Annotated in this window: 16 protein-coding genes and 1 tRNA gene; 9 read left to right on the top strand and 8 right to left on the bottom strand. The window is 68.1% G+C overall.

The window, feature by feature from the left end:
- Window positions 1-12: 12 nt before the first annotated feature.
- A complete protein-coding gene (locus PFY01_RS14875; RefSeq protein WP_271041851.1) occupies window positions 13-873 on the bottom strand; it encodes a WecB/TagA/CpsF family glycosyltransferase in 861 nt (286 codons plus the stop codon).
- Between the two features lie 224 nt (window positions 874-1,097).
- Here PFY01_RS14875 and PFY01_RS14870 point away from each other — a divergent pair.
- The 8 genes from PFY01_RS14870 (at window position 1,098) to ptsN (ending at window position 7,001) form a co-directional block, all read left to right on the top strand.
- Window positions 1,098-1,184, top strand: a tRNA-Leu gene (locus PFY01_RS14870).
- Window positions 1,185-1,363: 179 nt separating this feature from the next.
- A complete protein-coding gene (locus PFY01_RS14865) occupies window positions 1,364-1,978 on the top strand; it encodes a ribonuclease D (protein WP_153923049.1) in 615 nt (204 codons plus the stop codon).
- A 7-nt stretch (window positions 1,979-1,985) separates the two neighbouring features.
- Window positions 1,986-2,645, top strand: coding sequence for an LPS export ABC transporter periplasmic protein LptC (gene lptC / locus PFY01_RS14860; protein WP_045809723.1), 660 nt, complete (start codon window positions 1,986-1,988; stop codon window positions 2,643-2,645).
- Window positions 2,642-3,136: an LptA/OstA family protein gene (locus PFY01_RS14855; RefSeq protein WP_045809724.1), complete on the top strand. Its 495-nt coding sequence runs from the start codon at window positions 2,642-2,644 to the stop codon at window positions 3,134-3,136. Before lptC ends, PFY01_RS14855 begins: the two co-directional genes overlap by 4 nt.
- A gap of 29 nt (window positions 3,137-3,165) precedes the next feature.
- Window positions 3,166-3,957 carry an LPS export ABC transporter ATP-binding protein gene (gene lptB / locus PFY01_RS14850; RefSeq protein WP_271041850.1) on the top strand — a complete coding sequence of 264 codons (792 nt, stop codon included), beginning with the start codon at window positions 3,166-3,168 and terminating at the stop codon, window positions 3,955-3,957.
- A gap of 279 nt (window positions 3,958-4,236) precedes the next feature.
- Window positions 4,237-5,736, top strand: coding sequence for an RNA polymerase factor sigma-54 (gene rpoN / locus PFY01_RS14845; RefSeq protein ID WP_271041849.1), 1,500 nt, complete (start codon window positions 4,237-4,239; stop codon window positions 5,734-5,736).
- A 74-nt stretch (window positions 5,737-5,810) separates the two neighbouring features.
- Window positions 5,811-6,455 carry a ribosome hibernation-promoting factor, HPF/YfiA family gene (hpf, locus tag PFY01_RS14840; protein WP_055754032.1) on the top strand — a complete coding sequence of 215 codons (645 nt, stop codon included), beginning with the start codon at window positions 5,811-5,813 and terminating at the stop codon, window positions 6,453-6,455.
- A gap of 78 nt (window positions 6,456-6,533) precedes the next feature.
- Window positions 6,534-7,001 carry a PTS IIA-like nitrogen regulatory protein PtsN gene (gene ptsN / locus PFY01_RS14835; RefSeq protein ID WP_137722378.1) on the top strand — a complete coding sequence of 156 codons (468 nt, stop codon included), beginning with the start codon at window positions 6,534-6,536 and terminating at the stop codon, window positions 6,999-7,001.
- A gap of 33 nt (window positions 7,002-7,034) precedes the next feature.
- On the opposite strand, the gene PFY01_RS14830 is transcribed toward ptsN, so the two are convergent.
- The 5 genes from PFY01_RS14830 to PFY01_RS14810 form a co-directional block, all read right to left on the bottom strand.
- Entirely contained in the window at window positions 7,035-7,286 is a 252-nt protein-coding gene (locus PFY01_RS14830) for a DUF1150 family protein (protein WP_017506777.1), read from the bottom strand.
- 64 nt (window positions 7,287-7,350) lie between these two features.
- A complete protein-coding gene (locus PFY01_RS14825; protein WP_271041848.1) occupies window positions 7,351-7,788 on the bottom strand; it encodes an Hsp20 family protein in 438 nt (145 codons plus the stop codon).
- A gap of 115 nt (window positions 7,789-7,903) precedes the next feature.
- Window positions 7,904-9,232, bottom strand: a complete 1,329-nt coding sequence (locus PFY01_RS14820) for an ammonium transporter (protein ID WP_271041847.1) — start codon at window positions 9,230-9,232, stop codon at window positions 7,904-7,906.
- A 28-nt stretch (window positions 9,233-9,260) separates the two neighbouring features.
- On the bottom strand, window positions 9,261-13,772 hold the full coding sequence (gltB, locus tag PFY01_RS14815) for a glutamate synthase large subunit (RefSeq protein ID WP_271041846.1): 4,512 nt from the start codon (window positions 13,770-13,772) through the stop codon (window positions 9,261-9,263).
- A complete protein-coding gene (locus PFY01_RS14810) occupies window positions 13,769-15,196 on the bottom strand; it encodes an NAD(P)-dependent oxidoreductase (protein ID WP_271041845.1) in 1,428 nt (475 codons plus the stop codon). Before PFY01_RS14810 ends, gltB begins: the two co-directional genes overlap by 4 nt.
- A gap of 232 nt (window positions 15,197-15,428) precedes the next feature.
- Here PFY01_RS14810 and PFY01_RS14805 point away from each other — a divergent pair, with 232 nt between their 5' ends.
- Entirely contained in the window at window positions 15,429-17,840 is a 2,412-nt protein-coding gene (locus PFY01_RS14805; RefSeq protein ID WP_271041844.1) for a membrane-bound PQQ-dependent dehydrogenase, glucose/quinate/shikimate family, read from the top strand.
- A gap of 180 nt (window positions 17,841-18,020) precedes the next feature.
- Here PFY01_RS14805 and PFY01_RS14800 read toward each other — a convergent pair whose 3' ends face one another.
- Window positions 18,021-19,283 carry a glutamate-5-semialdehyde dehydrogenase gene (locus tag PFY01_RS14800; protein ID WP_271041843.1) on the bottom strand — a complete coding sequence of 421 codons (1,263 nt, stop codon included), beginning with the start codon at window positions 19,281-19,283 and terminating at the stop codon, window positions 18,021-18,023.
- Complete coding sequence (gene proB / locus PFY01_RS14795; protein ID WP_271041842.1) at window positions 19,280-20,437, bottom strand: glutamate 5-kinase; 1,158 nt, start codon at window positions 20,435-20,437, stop codon at window positions 19,280-19,282. The genes PFY01_RS14800 and proB overlap by 4 nt, the downstream gene beginning before the upstream one ends.
- Between the last annotated feature and the right edge of the window lie 40 nt (window positions 20,438-20,477).

The following is a 20,477-nucleotide window of genomic DNA, read 5'->3' as shown; positions in this document are numbered from 1 at the left end:
GGAATAACGTGATCAGCGGTTGCGACCCCTGGCCTGGCGGATATCGCGCAGGGCCAGCGGGAGGAGCGTCCAGGGCTCGACGCAGTAGCGGACGAACAGTCGTTTCGGGTCATGCAGCAGGCGATAGGCCCATTCGATGCCGGCGCGTCCCATCCAGCGCGGGGCCGCGCTCTGAACCCCCGCCTCATAGTCGAAGGCGGCGCCGACCGACAGGATGACGCAATCGGGCAGGCGCTCGAAATTGTCGGCGATCCATAACTCCTGGCGCGGCATTCCCATGCCGACGAACAGGATGTGGGGCTGGAAGGCCGTGATCCGATCGAGGACGGCGGCGTTCTCGGACGAACCGGGCCGGGCGTCGAAGAAGCCGTGGTGGATGGCGATGTCGGCTTCCGGATAGCGGAGCTTCAGCCGGCGGGCCGCCTCGTCGCCGACGCCAGGCGCGCCGCCGACGGACAGGACGCGCCAGCCCTGACGGTTCGCCACGCTCCAGAAATGGTCGCGCCAGTCCAGATAGGTGCAGCGGTGAAAGCCCCGGCTGTGCAGGCCCAGGGCGCGCGAGAAGGCCAGCAGCGGCGTCGAATCGACCTCGATCAGATCGGCCCTATCGTAGAAGGCGCCGAGTTCAGGTCGCTTCCGCATCAGATACAGGCTGTGCAGATTGTGATTGGCGATGAGACTTTTTTCGCCCTGTCGCACCGCCTTCTGAATGTGGTGCAGCACCTCTTCCGGCTTCACCAGATCCATCGATTGACCCAGGATCGTCACTCGCTCGTGGGCGCGGCGGTTCTGGCGAAACGGCGCGCGCGGCCGGGCGCGGCGCTCCGTGGCGAAGCGCTCTGGCGCAGAGGGGCTGAGAGACGGGTCCGCCATCAGGCACTTCTAGACAACCTGGCCTCAAGGCGGGGTTAGAAAACAGGCTTAGCGCCCATTAAGTCGCCACCGAACGCGGATCGAAAACGACGTGCGGCCAGGCTTGCCGCGCTGCGTGCGCAAGAAATCTCGCAAAGGCGAGAAATCCTTGTTGACCCCGCACGGAGCCTCCCTTAGAGGTCCGCGCCTTCCCGATGGAAACGCCGCAAGGCGCTGCCGACGGGGCCCAGATGGCGGAATTGGTAGACGCGCTGGCTTCAGGTGCCAGTGGCTTAACGGCCGTGGAGGTTCGAGTCCTCTTCTGGGCACCATCTTTCAGAAAGCGTCGCACCGAACGGTGCGGCGCTTTCTTTGTTTTGGCCTATCGCCTCGCGCGCGGCGGCATTTTTTGTGGCCTATCGGAATGCGCGCGGCGCATTCCTGCTTGAGGCCGTTTCGTGAATAAGCTTGCCCGTTTCGCGCGCCGTGTTCGCCGTGTAAGAGCCTGAGCATGACCGTTTACCTGCATGAGGGCGACCTGCCCGACGATCTGGACCTGGGGTCCGAGGTCGCCATCGATTCCGAGACGATGGGGCTGCGTTTCCGCCGCGATCCGCTGTGCGTGGTGCAGCTGTCGTCGGGCGACGGAAACGCCCATGTCGTGCGGCTGAACCGGCCGGCCTATGATTGTCCTAACCTGAAGCGCGTGCTGACCGATCCGGCGGTGACCAAGATCTTCCATTTCGGCCGGTTCGACATCGGCATGTTCCTGCTGCACCTCGGCGTCGAGACGCGGCCGGTCTATTGCACCAAGATCGCCTCCAAGCTGGCGCGCACCTACACTGACCGGCACGGGCTGAAGGACGTGGTGCGCGAGACGGTGGGCGTGGACCTGTCCAAGGCGCAGCAGTCCTCGGACTGGGGCGCCGAGACGTTGAGCCAGGCGCAGCTGGACTATGCGGCGTCGGATGTCCTTTATCTGCACGCGGCCAAGGCCAAGCTGGATATGATGCTGGCGCGCGAAGGGCGAACCGAACTGGCCGCTGAATGTTTCGACTTCCTGCCGACGCGGTCGGCGCTCGACCTGGCCGGCTGGGACGAGACCGACATCTTCGCCCACAGCTGAGGCGCGCTTGACCGAACACGGCGAACAGTCCCGCATCGAGGCCGACGAGGCCAGGGTCGCCCTGGCCGGCGCCCGTTGGCGCGCGCGCTCGCGGCGGGTGAAGCTTTATCGCCGCGTCCTGCCGATCGTCATCCTGGTGCTGGCGGGCGGCGCCCTGACCTGGACCGTGTTCCGCACCGTCATGTCGGGGGTGGAGCGCAAGGCCAGCCAGAGCCAGGAAGTCCGGCTGGACGCCCCCCTGTTCCACGGCCAGGACGCGCAAGGCCGCGCCTTCACCGTCGGCGCCCAGGGCGCTGTGCGTGACCCCAATACCGGCAAGTTCAAATTGATCGGCCCGGCGCTGAAGCTGAACCTGGGTGGACGCAAGGTCACCGAACTGACCGCCGACGGCGGCATCTATGACGAGCAGGCCAAGACGGTGACGATCGGTCCGAACGTGCGCATTTCGGACGGCGGGACGGGCTTTGTCCTGACCACGCCCGAGGCGGTGGTCGACACCTCGACCGGAAACGTCACCGGTTCAAAGGGCGTTCAGGGTTCCGGCCCTATTGGAACCATCAACGCATCGTCCTATGCGATCTACGATCAGGGACAGCGCGTCGTGTTCGACGGCGCAGGCGACAACAAGGTGAAGGGCGTTCTGACGCCCAAGGGGTCAGGCGGATGATCGTGACGAAGATTTCGAAGACGCTGGCCGTCGTCGCGGCGGCCGCCGTCGTGGGCATGCCGGCCCTGGTGGACGCGCAGGCTCAGGCGACCAATCAGCCCGTCGCCTATGGCGCGGACTCGGTCGAATACGCCCCCAACCGCATCATCCTGCGCGGCCGGGCCGAGGCGACGCAGGGCGGCAATCGTTTCCGCGCCGACACCCTGACTTTGGTCAGCGGCGAGGGCGGCGATCTGCAACGCGCCGAGGCCAGCGGCACGGTCTATTTCGTGACGCCAGACCAGTCGATGCGCGGCGACCGCGCTGTCTACAACCTGGGCAACGGCGAGATCGTGGTGACGGGCAACGTCATCCTGACCCAGGGCAAGAACGTCCTGACCGGCTCGCGCCTGGTCTACAACATCAACACCGAGACCGCCCGCATGGACGGCGCGCCGCGCGGCGCCGCCGGAAGCCGCGTGCAGGGCGTCTTCTATCCCAACTCGAACTGAGGCCGTCTGGCCGTCACGGACCTGAGCATTTGGCGCGCAAGGAACTGTCAGCCCTGAACCTGGACGAGCGGCCCCAACCGGCCGCAGTAGCGCCTGCGCCTGCGGAAAAGGGCCTACGGGTGATGAACCTGGCGCGGTCGTTCGGCCAGCGTCAGGTGGTGCGCGACGTGTCCTTGATGGTGCAGCGCGGCGAGGTCGCGGGCTTGCTGGGTCCCAACGGGGCCGGCAAGACGACCTGCTTCTACATGATCACCGGCCTGATCCCGCCGGATTCGGGCGCAATCTGGCTGGACGGCGAGAACATCACCGGCCAACCGATGTATCAGCGCAGCCGCATGGGCCTGGGCTATCTGGCGCAGGAAGCCTCGATCTTTCGCGGCATGACGGTCGAGCAGAACGTCAAGGCGGTGGTCGAGCTGAACTATCCGCGCGACCAGATCCGCGCCGAGACCGACCGGCTGCTGAACGAGCTGCACATCGACCATCTGCGCCATGCGCGGGCGACGGCCCTGTCGGGCGGCGAGCGACGGCGGGTGGAGATCGCGCGGGCGCTGGCCGGACGGCCGTCCTTCATGCTTCTGGACGAACCCTTCGCCGGCATCGACCCCCTGGCCATCGCCGACATCCGCACCGTGATCCGCTATCTGGCCAGCCAGGGCATCGGCGTGCTGATCACCGACCACAATGTGCGCGAGACCCTGGACATCACCGACCGGGTGTCGATCATCTCGAACGGCGCGGTGCTGTTCGAAGGCACGTCCGACGAGGCGATCCACGACGCCGAAGTGCGCCGGGTGTATCTGGGCGAAAACTACATCTGATCTGCCGGTGTCGTCATCCTCCGGCGAGCGTAGCGAGACCGGGGGACCCAGCGGCGCGCGACAGCGCGAACCTGTCGCGGACTAGGATTTTCCAACATCGTGCGGCTGAAGCATCGCCTGCGGCGCCGCTGGGTCCCCCGGTCTGCGCCGCGAAGACGCGGCTTGCCGGAGGATGACGAAAGGGTCTGAGGCCGCGTTCGTCTCGCGTTAACCGGTTCGGCGACATTCTGTCCCAGCAAGTTCCGGGCCACTCGGCGGCCGGGCGGGAAGATTTCGGACGTGATCGGGCAGAGGTTAGAGGTCAGGCAGGGGCAGGGGCTGGTCATCACGCCCCAGCTGCAGCAGGCGATCAAGCTGCTGCAACTGTCGAACCTCGAGCTGGAGGACTTCGTCGAGGCCGAGCTGGAACGCAATCCGCTGCTGCAACGCGAGGAGCCGGAAAGCGAGACGCCCGAACCGGTCGAGCGCGTCGAGGCGGCTTCGGATAGCGAAATGTCCTTCGGCGACGGGGTCGCGGACGCAGCAGCGTCCTCGATGGACGCCGGTTCCGACGACGTCTATGGCGACGCGGCGCCCGGCGAGCGCACCAGCGACCGGATGACTGATGAGGCGCAGCCGGGGCTGTCGGACTGGTCCAGCGCCGGCAAGGGCGGCCAGATGTTCGAGGGCGAGGGCGAGCGGCCCGACGCGCATGAGTTGACACTGTGGGAGCATCTTCAGGCCCAGGCGTCGAGCGCGGGCCTGACGCCGGCCGACCACGGCATCGCCCTGACCCTGATCGATGCGACCGACGAAGGCGGCTATCTGCGCGGGGAACTGACCGAATTCGCCGACCGGCTGGGCGTGCCGCTGGCGCGCATCGAGGCGGTGCTGGGCGTCTGCCACGGATTCGAGCCGACCGGGATCATGGCGCGGTCGGTGCCGGAATGCCTGAAGCTGCAGCTGATCGAGCGCAATCGGTTCGATCCGGCGATGGCGGCCCTGCTGGACAATCTGGACCTGCTGGCCAAGCGCGATCTGGCGGGCCTGCGCCGCGTCTGCGAGGTCGATGGCGAGGACCTGACCGACATGATCGCCGAACTGCGGGCGCTGACGCCGCGTCCGGGCGCAGGCTTCGGCGGCGAGCCGGCGCAAACGGTCGTGCCCGATGTGCATGTACGGCCCGATCCCGCCGGCGGCTGGCGGGTCGAGCTGAACGCCGACACCCTGCCGCGCTTGCTGGTCGACAAACGCTATCACGGCCTGGTTCAGGCCGGCGCGCGATCGGACACCGAAAAGACCTTCGTCGCCGACTGCGCCGCCCAGGCCAACTGGCTGGTCAAGTCGCTGGATCAGCGGGCCAAGACCATTCTGAAGGTCTCGTCCGAGATCGTGCGCCAGCAGGACGCCTTTCTGGCCTTCGGCGTCGAGTTCCTGAGGCCGCTCAATCTGAAGACCGTCGCCGACGCCATCGGCATGCACGAATCGACCGTCAGCCGCGTCACCTCGAACAAATATATCGCCACGCCGCGGGGCGTGTTCGAGCTGAAATTCTTCTTCACCGCCGCCATCCAGTCGGTGGATGGCGCATCGACCCATTCGGCCGAAGCCGTCCGTCACAAGATCAAATCCATGATCGACGGCGAGGGGGTTGAGGGTGACGTTTTGTCCGACGACCGGATCGTGGAAATCCTGAAGGAAACGGGCATCGACATCGCCCGCCGCACCGTGGCCAAATATCGGGAAGCCTTGAGGATTCCGTCCTCGGTCGAGCGCCGCCGGATGATGAAGACGGGCTGACATACTCGGCCAAGCGTGACCACAAATCGGTGATCTGGATTGACACCAAATCGGGTCGGGCGCGTTCTATCGGCATGCAAGTCCAAGTCAGCGGCAAGCAAGTGGATGTCGGCGAAGCGTTAGGCTCGCGCATCTCCCAGGAACTCGAAGACGGGGTCGGAAAATACTTCGCCCGAGGCGGTGAAGACGCCGAGGTCGTGGTGTCCAAGGACGGCCACAACTTCAAGGTGGACTGTTGGGTCCGCCTCGCGTCGGGCCAGACCCTGGTGACGACCGGAATGGGCGGCGACGCTCACTCGGCCTTCACCGAGGCGCTGGATCGGCTCGAAAAGCGGGTTCGCCGCTACAAGCGCCGGCTCAAGGACCACCACATCGGACCCAAGGGTCTGTCGCCCGAGAAGACCGAAAACGCCGCCCGCGAAGTCGCACGCAGCATCGTGCTGCGTGATCCCGACAGCGTGGAGGACGACGTCTTCGGCGACACCGGCGAGAACGACGGCCCGCCGCCGGTGGGCATGGTCATCGCCGAGACCGAGCACGAAATCCGCACCATCACGGTCGGACGGGCCGTTTTGGAGCTGGACATGACGGGCTATCCGGTCGTGCTGTTCCGTAACGCGGCGCACGGCGGTCTGGCGGTCGTCTATCGTCGTCCGGACGGCAATGTGGGATGGATCGATCCCGAACGGACGGCCAAGTCCAACGGTTCGGTGAACTAAGCCTCAGTTTGACTTCGGCGCGGTTGTCTCTAAACGGGCGGCCGCGCCGTTGTCTTCTGCGTGTATCGAGGTTGTGTAATGGACATCGGTGATCTGCTCGCGCCCAAGGGCGTGGTGCTGCGCAGCGGCGCGTCGTCCAAGCGACAGGCGCTTCATGCCCTGGCCGAAGCGGCGTCGCATGCGCTGGGCCTCGACGAAGCCCGTATTTTCGACGCCTTGATGGAACGCGAGACGCTGGGATCGACCGGGCTGGGAGCAGGGGTCGCGGTGCCGCACGCGCGTCTCACCGAGGTCGAGAAGGTGACGGCGGTGTTCGTGCGACTGGATACGCCTGTGGCCTATGATGCGGTGGACGACCGGCCGGTCGATTTGATCGTCGGCCTGTTCGCACCGCCCAAGGCGGGCGCCGAGCATCTGAGGGCGTTGGCGGCGGTGTCGCGCGCGCTGCGGTCGCCCGAACTGCGGGAACAACTGAGACAGGCGCGCACGACCGATGCGATCCGCGCCCTGTTCGTCAAGGACGCCACGGCCGCGACGGCGGCCTGAAACGGCGGCGCCTGCGCGCCGCCATCCATAAGACTAGTGAACGGAAACCGGCTCCAGCTCGTGCGCCACGGCGGCGGCGAAGGCGGTGTCGCGGTCGATCATGACCGCCAGACGCTCGCCGTCGGCGCTGTGGACGGCATAGAGCATCTGGCCGGGGTTCAGATCCACGTCCTTGATCTCGACCGCTTCTTCAAGCAGGTCCGAAGCCTTGATCTCGCGCACATACACGAGGTCGGGGGCGCCCAGTCCGGCAAAGTCTTCCTTGGTCATCGTCATCGGCGTCATTAGGACCGCCTCCTTCATATTTGACAACGCCCGGATCGCCGGGCGGTTCGAATGGCTGTGGTTTTCACCCGGCCGTGACGGGCCCGGACGTGATGGGAATGCGCCGCACCTGGCGCTCAGCCTCGGGCCGGATCAGGTCGACGTGGAGCAGGCCGTGCTCCAGCCGGGCGCCCTCGACCTCCAGCCCGTCGGCCAGGACGAAGTTGCGAACGAAGCCACGCGCCGCGATGCCGCGATGCAGAAAGGCCTGTTCACCCCTGCCGGCGTCGTCGCGCTTGCCGGCGATGGTCAGCTGGCGGCCGTCCAGAGTTATGGCCAGTTCGTCCGGCGCAAACCCAGCGACGGCCAGGCTGATGCGGACGCCCGCATCGCCGATCTGTTCGACATTGTAGGGCGGATAGCTTTCGGCCGCGGCCTTGGCGGCGCGGTCGATCAGGGCGCGGGTGTGTTCGAAGCCCAGCAGGAACGGGCTGTCGAACAGGATGGTGCGCGTCGTCGTCATCTGGGGTCCTTGCGTCAGCGACCGAGCGGTCGGTCTCCCGCAATCGGCAAGACCGTCCGTCACAGATGAAGATGGGGGCTGGCGAGGGCGGGATCAACCGGCAGCCCCTGTGGGGTCAGTGGATGGCCTCGCCGTGCTGGGTATAGTCCAGCCCCTCGACCTCTTCGTCCTTGGTGACGCGCAGGCCCGTGGTGAACTTGCAGATCATCAGGACGACGAAGGTGCCGGCCGCGCTCCAGACGATGACGCCGACCAGGCCGACGGCCTGTTTCCACACGGTCGCCCCCTCCGACAGGGCGTTGACGGTCGTGGTGGCGAAGACGCCGGTCAGCAGGGCGCCGACGATGCCGCCGACGCCGTGCACGCCAAACGCATCCAGGCTGTCATCGTATTTCAGCGCGTGCTTCAGCCAGACCGCGCCCGCATAGCAGGCCGGGCCGCCGATCAGGCCGATGAAGAAGGCGCCCTTGGGATCGACGAAACCGGCGGCGGGGGTGATGGCGACCAGACCGCCGACGACGCCCGATAGCAGGCCCAGCAGGGTCGGGCGCTTGCGATCGAACCATTCGATGGTCATCCAGCCCAGGGCGGCGCTGCCGGCGGCCAGGATGGTGTTGAAGGCGGCCGTGGCGGCCAGCGCATCGGCCGCGCCTGCCGATCCGGCGTTGAAGCCCAGCCAGCCGACCAGCAGCAGGCCGGTGCCGATGGCGCTGTAGACCAGGTTGGCGGGGGCCATGTTGTCGCGCCCGAAACCGTGACGCGGCCCCAGCACCAGGGCGCAGACCAGACCGGCGATCCCGGCGTTGACGTGGACGACCGCGCCGCCCGCGAAGTCGAGCACGCCCAGCCCGCCCAAATAGCCGCCGCCCCAGACCTGATGACAGATCGGCGCATAGACGATCAGGTGCCACAGGGCGAAGAACAGCAGGCTGGCCGAGAACTTCATCCGCTCGGCGAAGGCGCCGGCGATCAGGGCGGGGGTGATGATGGCGAAGGTCATCTGGAAGGCGACGAACAGCAGCTCAGGCAGGCCGGGCAGCAGGCTGTGGGCCGTTTGGGCGGTGACGCCGTTCAGGAAGGCCGCTTGCACCCCGCCGATGAAGCCATTGGCCGCCTCCGGTCCCTTGCCGAACGACAGGCTGTAGCCGACCAGGAACCACAGGACCGAGACGATGGCGAAGGCGGCCGCCGACTGGGCGACGACGCTGATGATGTTCTTCTTCCTGACCATGCCGCCGTAGAACAGGGCCAAGCCCGGCAGGGTCATCAGCAGGACCAGGGCCGTGGAGGTCAGGATCCAGGCCGTCGCCGCCGTATCGATGATCAGCGGCGCCTGATGCGCCAGCAGGGCCGGGTCCGCCAGGGTTGGGGCCGCCAGGGCCGGTGAGGCGAAGGCCGCCGCCCCGGCGACGAGCGTGACGGCGAGGGCGGCGGATCGGGTCATGGCGGCTTTCTAAGGCAGGCGGCGGAGATCAGGCGGACGTCTTCAGGCGTTCCGTGCGGGCGACGATGTCGGTCAGGGGCACGATGCGGACGAAGCGGTTCAGGCTGTTGTCCCAATCGGCCAGCAGACGCCGCGCCAGGGGTGAGGCCGTCGCCGCCAGATGGGCCTCGATCAGGCCCTTCAGTCGATCGGCCGCCTCTGCGTCAATGTCGGTCACGCCCGCCAGGTCGCCGTTCAGGGCGCGCTCGGCATGGCCGGGCTGGTCCAGCACGAACAGCTCGCCGCCGCTCATGCCTGCCGCCAGGTTCCAGCCGACCGAGCCCAGGACGACCACGCGCCCGCCGGTCATATATTCGCAGCCGTGCGCGCCCAGGCCCTCGACCACGGCCTCGGCGCCGGAGTTCCTGACCGCGAACCGCTCGCCCGCCGCGCCGGCGACGAACAGCCGGCCGGAGGTCGCGCCATACAGGGTGGTGTTGCCGCAGATCAGCTGATCCTCGCGCCATTCGGGCGTGCGGATCGAGATTTCGGCGCCCGACAGCCCCTTGCCGACATAGTCGTTGGCCTCGCCCGTCAGGTGCAGTTCCAGACCCTTGGCCGCAAAGGCGCCGAAGCTCTGGCCCGCAATGCCTTCCAGCCGCAGCTTCAGACGGCCCGCCGGGCCTTGCGCGCCGAAGCGGCGCACGATGGCCGATGATAGGGCCGCGCCGACCGTGCGCTGGGTGTTGTTCAGCGGATAGGACAGCTCCAGCGTCTGGCCGCGATCCAGGAAACGCACGGCGTCCTTCAGCACGGCGGCGTCCAGGCTGTCGGCGATGGGCTTGCGCGTCGTCTTGTCGGCCCATTTGCCGGCCGCGCCCTCGTCCACCTGAACCAGCAGGGGGTTCAGGTCCAGGTCGTCCAGGTGCGAGCCGCCGCGACGGACCTGACGCAGCAGATCGGTGCGGCCGATGATCTCGTCCATCGTGCGCGCGCCGATGGAGGCCAGGATTTCTCGCGTCTCCTCGGCGATGAAGGTGAACAGGTTCACCACCTTGTCAGGCGTGCCGGTGAACTTGTCGCGCAGCCGCTCGTCCTGGGAGCAGACGCCGACGGGACAGGTGTTGGAATGGCACTGCCTCACCATCAGACAGCCCATGGCGATCAGGGCGGCGGTGCCGACGCCGTATTCCTCGGCGCCCAGCATGGCGGCGATGACCACGTCGCGGCCGGTGCGGACGCCCCCATCGGTCCTCAGCGTGACCGAGCCGCGCAGATTGTTCAGCGTCAGCACCTGGTGGGCTTCGGCGAGACCGATTTCCCACGGCAGGCCGGCGTGCTTGATCGAGGTCTGGGGCGAGGCGCCGGTGCCGCCGTTGTGGCCAGCGATCAGGATGGCGTCGGCGTTTGCCTTGGCCACGCCCGAGGCGATGGCGCCGATGCCCGAGGCGGACACCAGTTTCACCGTGACGCGCGCATCCGGATTGATGGCCTTTAGGTCGTAGATGAGCTGGGCCAGGTCCTCGATCGAATAGATGTCGTGGTGCGGCGGCGGGCTGATCAGGGTCGTGCCAGGCACGGCGTGGCGCATCCGGGCGATGAATTCGGTGACCTTGAAGCCGGGCAGTTGCCCGCCCTCGCCGGGCTTGGCGCCCTGGGCCACCTTGATCTCGATCTCGCGGCACTGGTTCAGATATTCGGCGGTGACGCCGAACCGGCCCGAGGCGACTTGTTTGACCGCCGAGTTGGCGTCGTCGCCGTTCGGGCGCGGGTGATAACGTTCCGGATCCTCGCCGCCCTCGCCGGACACCGAACGGGCGCCGATGCGGTTCATGGCGATGTTCAGGGTCTCGTGCGCCTCGGGGCCGAGGGCGCCCAGCGACATGGCCTGGGTCAGGAAGCGGCGACGGATGTCCGACACGCTCTCGACCTGGTCCAGCGGAATGGGCGTGCCTTCGCGGAAGTCCAGGAGGTCGCGCAACGACAGGTCGGCCTGGGCGCGGACGACCTCGGAGAACTGTTTGAAGCGGCGATAATCGCCACGGTTGCAGGCGTCCTGCAGCAGGTGGATGGTCTTGGCCTCGTGGGCGTGGGCTTCGCCGCCCGACCGGATCTTGAAGAAGCCGCCGATGGCCGGGGAAGGGACAGCCTCGCCCCAGGCGATGCGGTGCCGCTTCATCGCCGCCTGCTCCAGGCCGGCCAGGCCGATGCCGGAGATGCGCGACGGGGCGCCGGGGAAGAACTCGGCGGTCAGCGCCCGCGACAGGCCCAGCACCTCGAACTCGCAGCCGCCGCGATAGGCGGAGATGACGCTGATCCCCTTGCGCGCCAGAGTCTTCAACAGGCCCGCCTCGATGCCGGCCTTGTAGTTCAGACAGGCGTCGCGCAGCGTCAGGCCGGGATACAGGCCCCGGTCCAGGCGTTCCTGGAACAGGTCCTGGGCCAGCCAGGCGTTGACGGTGGTGGCGCCGACCCCGACCAGGACGGCGAACCCGTGCGGGTCCAGCGTCTCGGCCGTGCGGACCACGATCGAGCAGTAGGAGCGCAGGCCCGCCTTGGTCAGGCGACCGTGGACCCCGGCGGTGGCCAGGATCATCGGCGCGGCCAGACGATCCGCCGATCCGGCCTGGTCCGTCAGCACGATCAGGGCGGCGCCGTCGCGGGCGGCGGCCTCGGCCTCGTCCATGATCCGGTCCAGCGCCGCACGCAGGCCGGCGCCCGAGCGGGCCTCTTCGCCCGGCACGTCATAGCTGCAGTCGATGACCACGGTCGAACCGGCGCCGACCGTCTCGACCATCCGCTCGTACATGCCGTTGGTCAGGACCGGGCTGTCCAGCACGAAGACGTCGGTCTGGGCCTCTTCCTCGGCCAGGATATTGCCCAGGTTCTTGAACCGGGTCTTCAGGCTCATGGCCCCCGCTTCACGCAGCGGGTCGATCGGCGGATTGGTGACCTGACTGAAGTTCTGGCGGAAGTAATGCGACAGCGGGCGGGGCAGGGCCGACAGCACCGCGGGCGGGGCGTCGTCGCCCATGGAGCCGACCGCCTCCTTGCCGTCGCGGACCAGGGCATCCAGCAGCAGGTCGAGGTCCTCGCGGCTGTAGCCGGCGGCGATCTGGCGGCGGGTCAGGGCCTCGCCCGAGGCCGAGCGCGGCTCGGGTCCGGGGCCGATGATCGGCTCCAGATCCACCATATTGTCCAGCCACTCGGTATAGGGGTGGGCGGCGGACAGGGCGTCGATGGCCTCATGCTCATCATAGACGCGGCCGTGCTTCAGATCGACCGCGATCAGCTTGCCGGGGCCAATGTGCAGGCGGCGCTTCACCCGGCTCTCGGGGATCGGCACCAGCCCGGCTTCGGAACCCGCCATCAGCAGGCCGTCGACCGTCTCGACGGCGCGCAGGGGACGCAGGCCGTTGCGGTCCTTGCCCGCCACGATCCAGCGGCCGTCGGCGGCGCAGATGGCGGCCGGGCCGTCCCACGGCTCCATCACCGCGTTGCAATAGGCGTAGAAGGCCCGGTGTTCGGCGGGCATGACCACATCGTCCTTGGCCCAAGCCTCGGGGATTAGCAGGGCCTTCGCCATCGGGGCGGGGCGACCGGCGTGGACCAGCACCTCCATGACATTGTCCAGGGCCGCCGAGTCCGACCCGCCCGGCTGGACCACCGGCTTCACCTCGCCGTCGCGGTCGCCGAAGGCCTGTGCGGCCATGCGGATTTCGTGCGACTTCATCCAGTTGAGGTTGCCCTTCAGCGTGTTGATCTCGCCGTTGTGGGCCATCATCCGGAAGGGCTGGGCCAGCTTCCATTCGGGGAAGGTGTTGGTCGAATAGCGCTGGTGGAAGACCGCGTAGGCCGAGACGAAGCGCGGGTCCTCCAGGTCGGGATACAGGTCGCCCAGCAACTCGGCCCGCACCATGCCCTTGTAGGCGATGGAACGCGCGGACAGGGTGCAGATATAGACGCCGGCCAGGTTCTCGGTCTTGACCGTCTTTTCGATGCGGCGGCGGCACAGATACAGTTCGCGCTCCAGCGCCTCGCCGTCCAGTGGTTGGCCCGCGTCGTCCAGCGGCGGGGCCAGCATGATCTGTTCGATCTCGGGCCGGGTCGCGCCGGCCTTGGTTCCCACGACCGACAGGTCGATGGGCGTCTGACGCCAGCCGTAGATCCAGAAGCCCCCGCGCAGGGCCTCGGTCTCGACGATGGCGCGGGCGCGGTCCTGGGCACCCAGATCGGTGCGCGGCAGGAAGACCTGGCCGACGCAGATCGGGCCGGGACGCAGGGACTGACCGATCGAGGCCACCTGTTCGGCGAAGAAGCCTTGCGGCAGCTCGGCCATGATGCCGGCCCCGTCGCCCGATAGGCCGTCAGGATCGACCGCGCCACGGTGGGCCACGGCCTTCAGGCTGCGGATCGCATATTCGACCACGTCGCGGCGCGGCGTGCCGTCGATGGAGCAGACCAGGCCCACGCCGCAGGCGTCGCGCTCGGAGGCGCGGTCATAGGCGTTGCCGGCTTCCAGCCGGTCGCGGGTGTCGTTGTACTTGTCTAACCAGGTCATGCCGCGACCTCCTCGGTGCGGGTCTTGAAGTAGCGATCGATCTCGGCGGCGGCGTCCTGGCCTTCGCGGACGGCCCAGACGACGAGCGATGCGCCGCGCACGGCGTCGCCGGCGGCGAAGACGCCGGGCAGGCTGGTGGCGAAGCTGATGGAGCCGACCTTGATGGTGCCGTCGTCGCGCAGGCGCAAATCGGCCTCATGCGCCGCGAACGGCTCGGGCGAGAAGCCCAAGGCCTCGATGACGATGTCGGCCGGCACGTCGAAGTCGGCGCCGGGCACGGGCACGATGTCGCGACGCTGGCCGGGCAGGCCTTCCGTCAACTGCATGCGCGCGGCGCGCACGCCCGTGACCTGGTCGCCTTGCGACAGCAGGGCCTTGGGCGCTGCCAGCCATTCGAAGACGACGCCTTCTTCCTCGGCGTTGACGACTTCGCGGGCCGAGCCCGGCATATTCTCGCGGTCACGACGATACAGGCAAGTGACGCTGGCCGCGCCCTGACGGACGGCGGTGCGGACGCAGTCCATGGCGGTGTCGCCGCCGCCGATGACGACGACCCGCTTGCCGCGCGCCTCGTGCCAGCCGTCCTGTTCGGCGTCGCCCAGGTCGCGCCGGTTCTGATGGGTCAGATAGGACAGGGCGGCGACGGTCGAATCCGGCCCGCGACCGGGAGCGGACAGGATGCGCGGCTGATAGACGCCCATAGCTAGCAGGACGACGTCGTGGCGGGCGCGCAGCTCGGTCAGAGTCACGTCCTTGCCGACCTCGCAGCCCAGAACGAACCGGACGCCGCCGTCGATCAGCCGATCCACGCGACGCTGCACGACGTGCTTTTCCAGCTTGAAGCCGGGGATGCCGTAGATCAGCAGCCCGCCGGCGCGGTCGTGACGGTCATAGACCGTGACCTGATAGCCCTCGCAGCGCAGGCGGTCGGCGGCGGCCAGACCGGCCGGGCCGGCGCCGACGATGCCGACGGTTTCGCCGCGTTCGGCCGCCGGGCGGATCGGCTCGACCCAGCCGTTGGCGAAGGCCTGGTCGCCCAGCCAGGCCTCGACCGAGCCGATGGTCACGGCGTCCCAGCCGGACTGGTTCAATGTGCACGACCCTTCGCACAGCCGGTCCTGCGGACAGATGCGGCCGCAGATTTCGGGCATGGTCGAGGTCAGGGACGCCACCCGCCAGGCCTCGCGCGGCTCGTTCTCGGCCGATAGGCGCAGCCAGTCGGGGATGTTGTTCTGAAGCGGGCAGGCGTTCTGGCAGAAGGGCACGCCGCAGTCGGTGCAGCGCGACGCCTGTTTCTCGGCCGTCTCGGTGGAGGGCGGAATCGTGATCTCGCCGAAACCGCGTGCGCGCAGTTCGGCCGAGGCCTTGGACAGGCGGCGGGGTTCGACGACGAATGTCCCGCCTTGCTTCAGGGTCTTGTGCATATCTCGCATATGCCGCAAACGACGCGTTAGAGGCAAATATTATTGCCGCGAGGCGTTCTCAGCGAAACAAAAAGAATAAATCATCCAATCTGACGCGTTTCTTCGTCAAAAGTTGCTGATGTTGGCCGTTTGCGCCGCAACAGGATTTTGTTCCAGGGGTGCGACAATAGGAACCGGCGCAGTCTCGAGGCGTTCGAAGGACTGATTTCAGCAGACCACAGAGAGTGCGCCCATGCCCCGATGGACAACCCCGACCGGCCTTGGGGGATGGCTGACCTTGATGCTTGGGGTCCTGCTGGCCGTGATCGGTCTGGTTCTGACGGTCGGCGGCGTTCAGCTCGCGATGCTGGGCGGCTCCTGGTATTATCTGATCGCGGGCCTGGCGCTGATCGTGTCGGGCCTTCTGCTTGTCTATCGCGACGTGCGTGGGGCCTGGCTCTATGGCGCGGTCTTCGTCGCCACAGTGATCTGGGCGCTGTGGGAGAAGGGCCTGAACGGTTGGGCCATGATCCCACGCCTGGTCGGGCCGCTGGTGCTGATGTTCCTGGTGGTGGCGACCCTGCCTGTTCTGCGTTCGCGCGGCGGCGGCAAGACGGCGGGCCTCGGCGCGCTTGGTCTGGCGGTCCTGACGGTCGTGTTCGGCCTGGTGGTCGGTCAGATCAACGCGCCTGGCGTCGACAGCCCAGTGCCCGGCGCGCGCGGACCGTTCGGCGATCCCGCCCTGACCAAGGCCGGCATGGACTGGCCCGCCTATGGCGGATCGGACGCGGCCCAGCGCTATTCGCCGCTGAATCAGATCAACAAGACCAACGTCCGGCAGCTGGAGCGGGCCTGGACCTTCCGCACCGGCGATCTGCCCGGCGAACGGTTCGGCGCCGAGACCACGCCGCTGAAGATCGCCGACACCGTCTATCTCTGCTCGGGTCGCAACAAGATGTTCGCCCTGGACGCTGACACAGGTCGGCAGAAATGGGCCTATGATCCCAAGGTGGCGGACGAGCAGATCCCCTACACCGCCGCCTGCCGGGGCGTGACCTATTACGCCACACCCAACGTCGACCAGGCCCAGCCCTGCGCGACGCGCATCATCGAAGGCACGCTGGACGGCCGGATCATCGCGGTCGATGCGCGCACCGGCGTGCCTTGCCCCGCCTTCGGAACCAACGGCGCCGTCAGCATCAAGGAAGGGATGGGCAATCCCTATCCCGGCATGGTGTCGATCACCTCGCCGCCCGTCGTCGTGCGAGGTGTCATCGTCACGGGCCATCAGGTGCTGGACGGCCAGAAACGGTGGAACGCCTCGGGCGTCATCCAGGGCTATGACGTCGTCACCGGTCAGCTGCGCTTCGCCTGGGACATGATGCGTCCCGACATCACCACCGCTCCACCGGCCGGTCAGACCTATACGCCGGGCACGCCGAACATGTGGACGACGGCGACGGGCGACGAAGCCCTGGGCCTGGTCTATCTGCCGATGGGCAACTCGGCCGCCGACTACTATTCGTCGCTGCGCCGGCCCCAGGAGAACCAGTATTCCAGCGCCCTGGTCGCGCTGGACGTCACGACCGGCAAGCCGCGCTGGCGCTATCAGACCGTCCGCCGCGACGTCTGGGACTATGACCTGGGTTCACAGGTGACGCTGGTCGACATGCCGACCGCAGGGGGCGTGACGCCGGCGGTGATCCTGCCGTCCAAGCGCGGCGAAATCTTCGTGCTGGATCGCCGCACGGGCCAGCCCCTGCACGGCGTTCAGGATCGTCCGGCCCCGCGCGGCGGCGTCGAACCGGCGCAGCGTGCGGCGACCCAGCCCTATTCGCTGTTCAACACCTTGGCCAAGCCTGACCTGCGCGAAGTCGACATGTGGGGCATGTCGCCGATCGATCAGATGATCTGCCGCATCCAGTTCAAGAAGGCGTCGTATCAGGGCCAGTTTACGCCCCCGACCGCCGACCGTCGCTTTATCGAATATCCGGGCTACAACGGCGGTTCAGACTGGGGCAGCGTGGCGCTCGATCCGCGTCGCGGCGTGATCATCGCCAACTATAACGACATGCCCAACTACAATCGTCTGGTGCCGCGCGCCGAGGCGAACAGGTTGGGCTGGTTCCCCCGCGACGACCCCCGCTATCAGGAGGAAACGACCGGCGAGGGCGCCAAGGCCGAGGGCGCGGGCGATCCGCAGATGGGCGTGCCCTATGCGATCGACGTCAACGCCGGCTGGCGGATGCCCTTCACCGGCCTGCTGTGCAAGGAGCCTCCGTACGGCGGCATCCGGGCCATCGACGTGCAGAGCGGCAAGACCCTGTGGGATCGTCCGTTCGGCACGGCGCGCAAGAACGGCCCGTTCGGCATCCCCTCGATGCTGCCGCTGGAGATCGGCACGCCGAACAACGGCGGCTCGGTGGTCACGGCCGGCGGCTTAATTTTCATCGCCGCAGCGACCGACGACCTGATCCGCGCCATCGATATCGAGACGGGCAAGACCGTCTGGTCCGACGTCTTGCCCGCCGGCGGCCAGGCGAACCCGATGATCTACGAACAGAACGGCCGCCAGTATCTGGTGATCGTCGCCGCCGGCCATCACTTCATGGAAACGCCGGAGGGCGATTACGTCATCGCCTATGCGCTGCCGCAGCGCGGCTGAGGTGACGAAGCACCAATCTCCCTCCCCCACGGGGGAGGGTGGTCGCGCCAGCGACCGGGTGGGGGCGGCTCGGAAACGAGCCGCCTTTTCTCATTCAGCGGGATGTCGCCAGCCGCCCCCACCCGGCCTCGCCTTCGGCTCAGCCACCCTCCCCGAACGGGGAGGGAGAGCGTGCGCGACCTACGGCCTGATCTGGCCCTGGCCGCGCACCACATACTTGTAGGTGGTCAGTTGCTCGGCCCCGACCGGGCCGCGCGCGTGCAAGCGATTGGTGGAGATGCCGATCTCGCCGCCGAAGCCGAACTCGCCGCCGTCGGCGAACTGGGTCGAGGCGTTGATCAGGACGATGGCGCTGTCGACCTTGGCGGCGAACCGTTCGGCGGCGTGGGCGTCTGTGGTGACGATGGCCTCTGTGTGGCCCGAGCCGTAGCGGGCGATGTGATCGGTGGCGGCATCCAGATCGTCCACGACGCGGACGGCGAGGATCGGGGCCAGATATTCGGTGGTCCAGTCGGCCTCGGTCGCGGGCGTCATGGCGGGGACCAGGGCGCGGGCGTGGGCGTCGCCGCGCAGTTCGCAGCCGGCGGCGATCAGGTCGGCGGCGACGGGCGGCAGCAGGAGCTGGGCCGCCGCCCGGTCCACCAGCAGGGTCTCGGTAGCGCCGCAGACCGAGACGCGGCGCATCTTGGCGTTCAGGACGATGGCGCGGGCGGTCTCAAGATCGGCGGCCTCATGCAGATAGGTGTGGTTCAGGCCTTCCAGGTGGCTGAGCACGGCCGTTCGCGCCTCGGCCTGGACGCGGGCGACCAGGCTCTTGCCGCCGCGCGGCACGATGACGTCGATGGCGCCGTTCAGCCCGGTCAGCATCAGGCCCACGGCTTCGCGATCGGGGGTGTCGACCAATTGCACCGCATCGGCGGGCAGGCCGGCTTCGGCGAGGGCTTCCGCGATCAGGGCGGCGATGGCCAGGGAGGACTGAAGGCAGTCCGAGCCGCAGCGCAGGATGGCGGCATTGCCCGAGCGGATGCATAGGGCGGCGGCGTCGGCGGTGACGTTGGGGCGGCTCTCGTAGATGACGCCCAGCACGCCGATCGGGGTGCGGACGCGGGCGATGTCCAGACCGTTGGCGGGGGTCCAGCGTTCGGTCTCGACGCCCAGCGGATCGGGCACGGCGGCGATGGTCGCCACCGCCTGCGCCATGCCGGCGATGCGGGCGGGGCTCAACGACAGCCGGTCGATCAGGGCCTCCGTCATGCCATTGGCGCGGGCGGCCTCCACATCGCGGGCGTTGGCGGCGAGGATGTCGGGTTCGGCCGTCGTCAGCTTTGCGGACAGGATTTCCAGCGCGCGGGTGCGGGCGGCGGCGGGGGCTTCGCGCAAGAGCACGGCGGCGGTGCGGGCGCGCTGGCCCAGGTCGAGCATTCGGGTCTTGAGGTCGGTCATCGGTCGTCCAGCACCATGTCGTCGCGGTGGATCAGGACCGAGGCCCCGCGATAGCCCAGCAGGGTCTCGATCTCGTCCGAGCGGCGGCCGCGAAGGCGCGCAGCCTCGTCGGCGGCGTAGGCGGCCAGACCCACGCCGACGGCCCGACCGTTCGGATCGATCAGCCGCACGCAGTCACCCTTTTCGAAAGCGCCGGAGACGCCCGTGACTCCGGCGGGCAGCAGGCTCTTGCCCGCCTTCAGCGCCGTGACGGCGCCGGCGTCCAGCGTCAGGACCCCCGTTGGCGACAGGCTGCCGGCGATCCACTGTTTGTAGGCGGCCATCGGCCCGTCGGGGGCGGCGATCAGGGTGGCGCGGGCGCCGTCGCGAATGGCGCTGAGCGGCGACAGGGTCTGACCCGAGGCGATGATGGTGGCGCATCCGGCCGAGCGGGCGATCTGGGCCGCCGCCAGCTTGGTCGCCATGCCGCCGGTTCCGACGCCGGCATCGGCGTTGGCGCCCCCGCCCATGGCCAGGATGTCTGGGCTCAGCGTCTCGATCAGGGGCAGATGGGCGGCGTTTGGATCGCGGCGCGGATCGGCGGTGTAAAGACCGTCCACGTCCGACAGCAGGACCAGCAGGTCCGCCCGCGTCAGCTGGGCCGTGCGCGCCGCCAGCCGGTCGTTGTCGCCGTAACGGATTTCTTCGGTCGCCACCGTGTCGTTCTCGTTGACGATGGGGACGACGCCGTGGGTCAACAGGGCCTCGACGGTCGCGCGGGCGTTAAGCCACCGCCGACGGCGTTCGGTGTCGTCGCGCGTCAGCAGCACCTGGCCCGCGATCAGGTCGTGCGGGTCCAAGGCCCCGGACCAGGCCGCCATCAGCAGGGACTGTCCGACCGAGGCCGCCGCCTGCTTGTCCTCCAGCCGTGCGCCCAGCGCGGGCAGCCGTCCTCGGCCCAGGGCGATCGAGCCGGACGAGACGACGATGACCTCGCGCCCTTCTGCCTTCATCGCCGCGAGATCCGAAGCGACGGCCGCCAGCCAGTCGCGCGTCGGCTGGCGCGTGGCCGCGTCGATCAGCAGGGAGGATCCGATCTTGACCACGACCCGCCGGGCGGCGCCCAGCGCCGACGCAGCGTTCGGGCCGACGGTGAGGGCGGCGCGCTGGGACATGAAGCTTTCTCTAACGCCACGGTTCGGGCTTGTCTCTTGC

This window comes from Brevundimonas vesicularis (assembly GCF_027886425.1).
GTDB classification, from domain to species: domain Bacteria; phylum Pseudomonadota; class Alphaproteobacteria; order Caulobacterales; family Caulobacteraceae; genus Brevundimonas; species Brevundimonas vesicularis_C.
This window is presented reverse-complemented; position numbering and strand designations above follow the sequence as displayed.

Coding starts and splice junctions, on each gene's coding strand:
- PFY01_RS14875 (WP_271041851.1), bottom strand. CDS start 873: ATGGCGGACCCGTCTCTCAGCCCCTCTGCGCCAGAGCGCTTCGCCACG.
- PFY01_RS14865 (WP_153923049.1), top strand. CDS start 1,364: ATGACCGTTTACCTGCATGAGGGCGACCTGCCCGACGATCTGGACCTG.
- PFY01_RS14855 (WP_045809724.1), top strand. CDS start 2,642: ATGATCGTGACGAAGATTTCGAAGACGCTGGCCGTCGTCGCGGCGGCC.
- hpf (WP_055754032.1), top strand. CDS start 5,811: ATGCAAGTCCAAGTCAGCGGCAAGCAAGTGGATGTCGGCGAAGCGTTA.
- ptsN (WP_137722378.1), top strand. CDS start 6,534: ATGGACATCGGTGATCTGCTCGCGCCCAAGGGCGTGGTGCTGCGCAGC.
- PFY01_RS14830 (WP_017506777.1), bottom strand. CDS start 7,286: ATGACGCCGATGACGATGACCAAGGAAGACTTTGCCGGACTGGGCGCC.
- PFY01_RS14825 (WP_271041848.1), bottom strand. CDS start 7,788: ATGACGACGACGCGCACCATCCTGTTCGACAGCCCGTTCCTGCTGGGC.
- PFY01_RS14820 (WP_271041847.1), bottom strand. CDS start 9,232: ATGACCCGATCCGCCGCCCTCGCCGTCACGCTCGTCGCCGGGGCGGCG.
- gltB (WP_271041846.1), bottom strand. CDS start 13,772: ATGACCTGGTTAGACAAGTACAACGACACCCGCGACCGGCTGGAAGCC.
- PFY01_RS14810 (WP_271041845.1), bottom strand. CDS start 15,196: ATGCACAAGACCCTGAAGCAAGGCGGGACATTCGTCGTCGAACCCCGC.
- PFY01_RS14805 (WP_271041844.1), top strand. CDS start 15,429: ATGCCCCGATGGACAACCCCGACCGGCCTTGGGGGATGGCTGACCTTG.
- PFY01_RS14800 (WP_271041843.1), bottom strand. CDS start 19,283: ATGACCGACCTCAAGACCCGAATGCTCGACCTGGGCCAGCGCGCCCGC.
- proB (WP_271041842.1), bottom strand. CDS start 20,437: ATGTCCCAGCGCGCCGCCCTCACCGTCGGCCCGAACGCTGCGTCGGCG.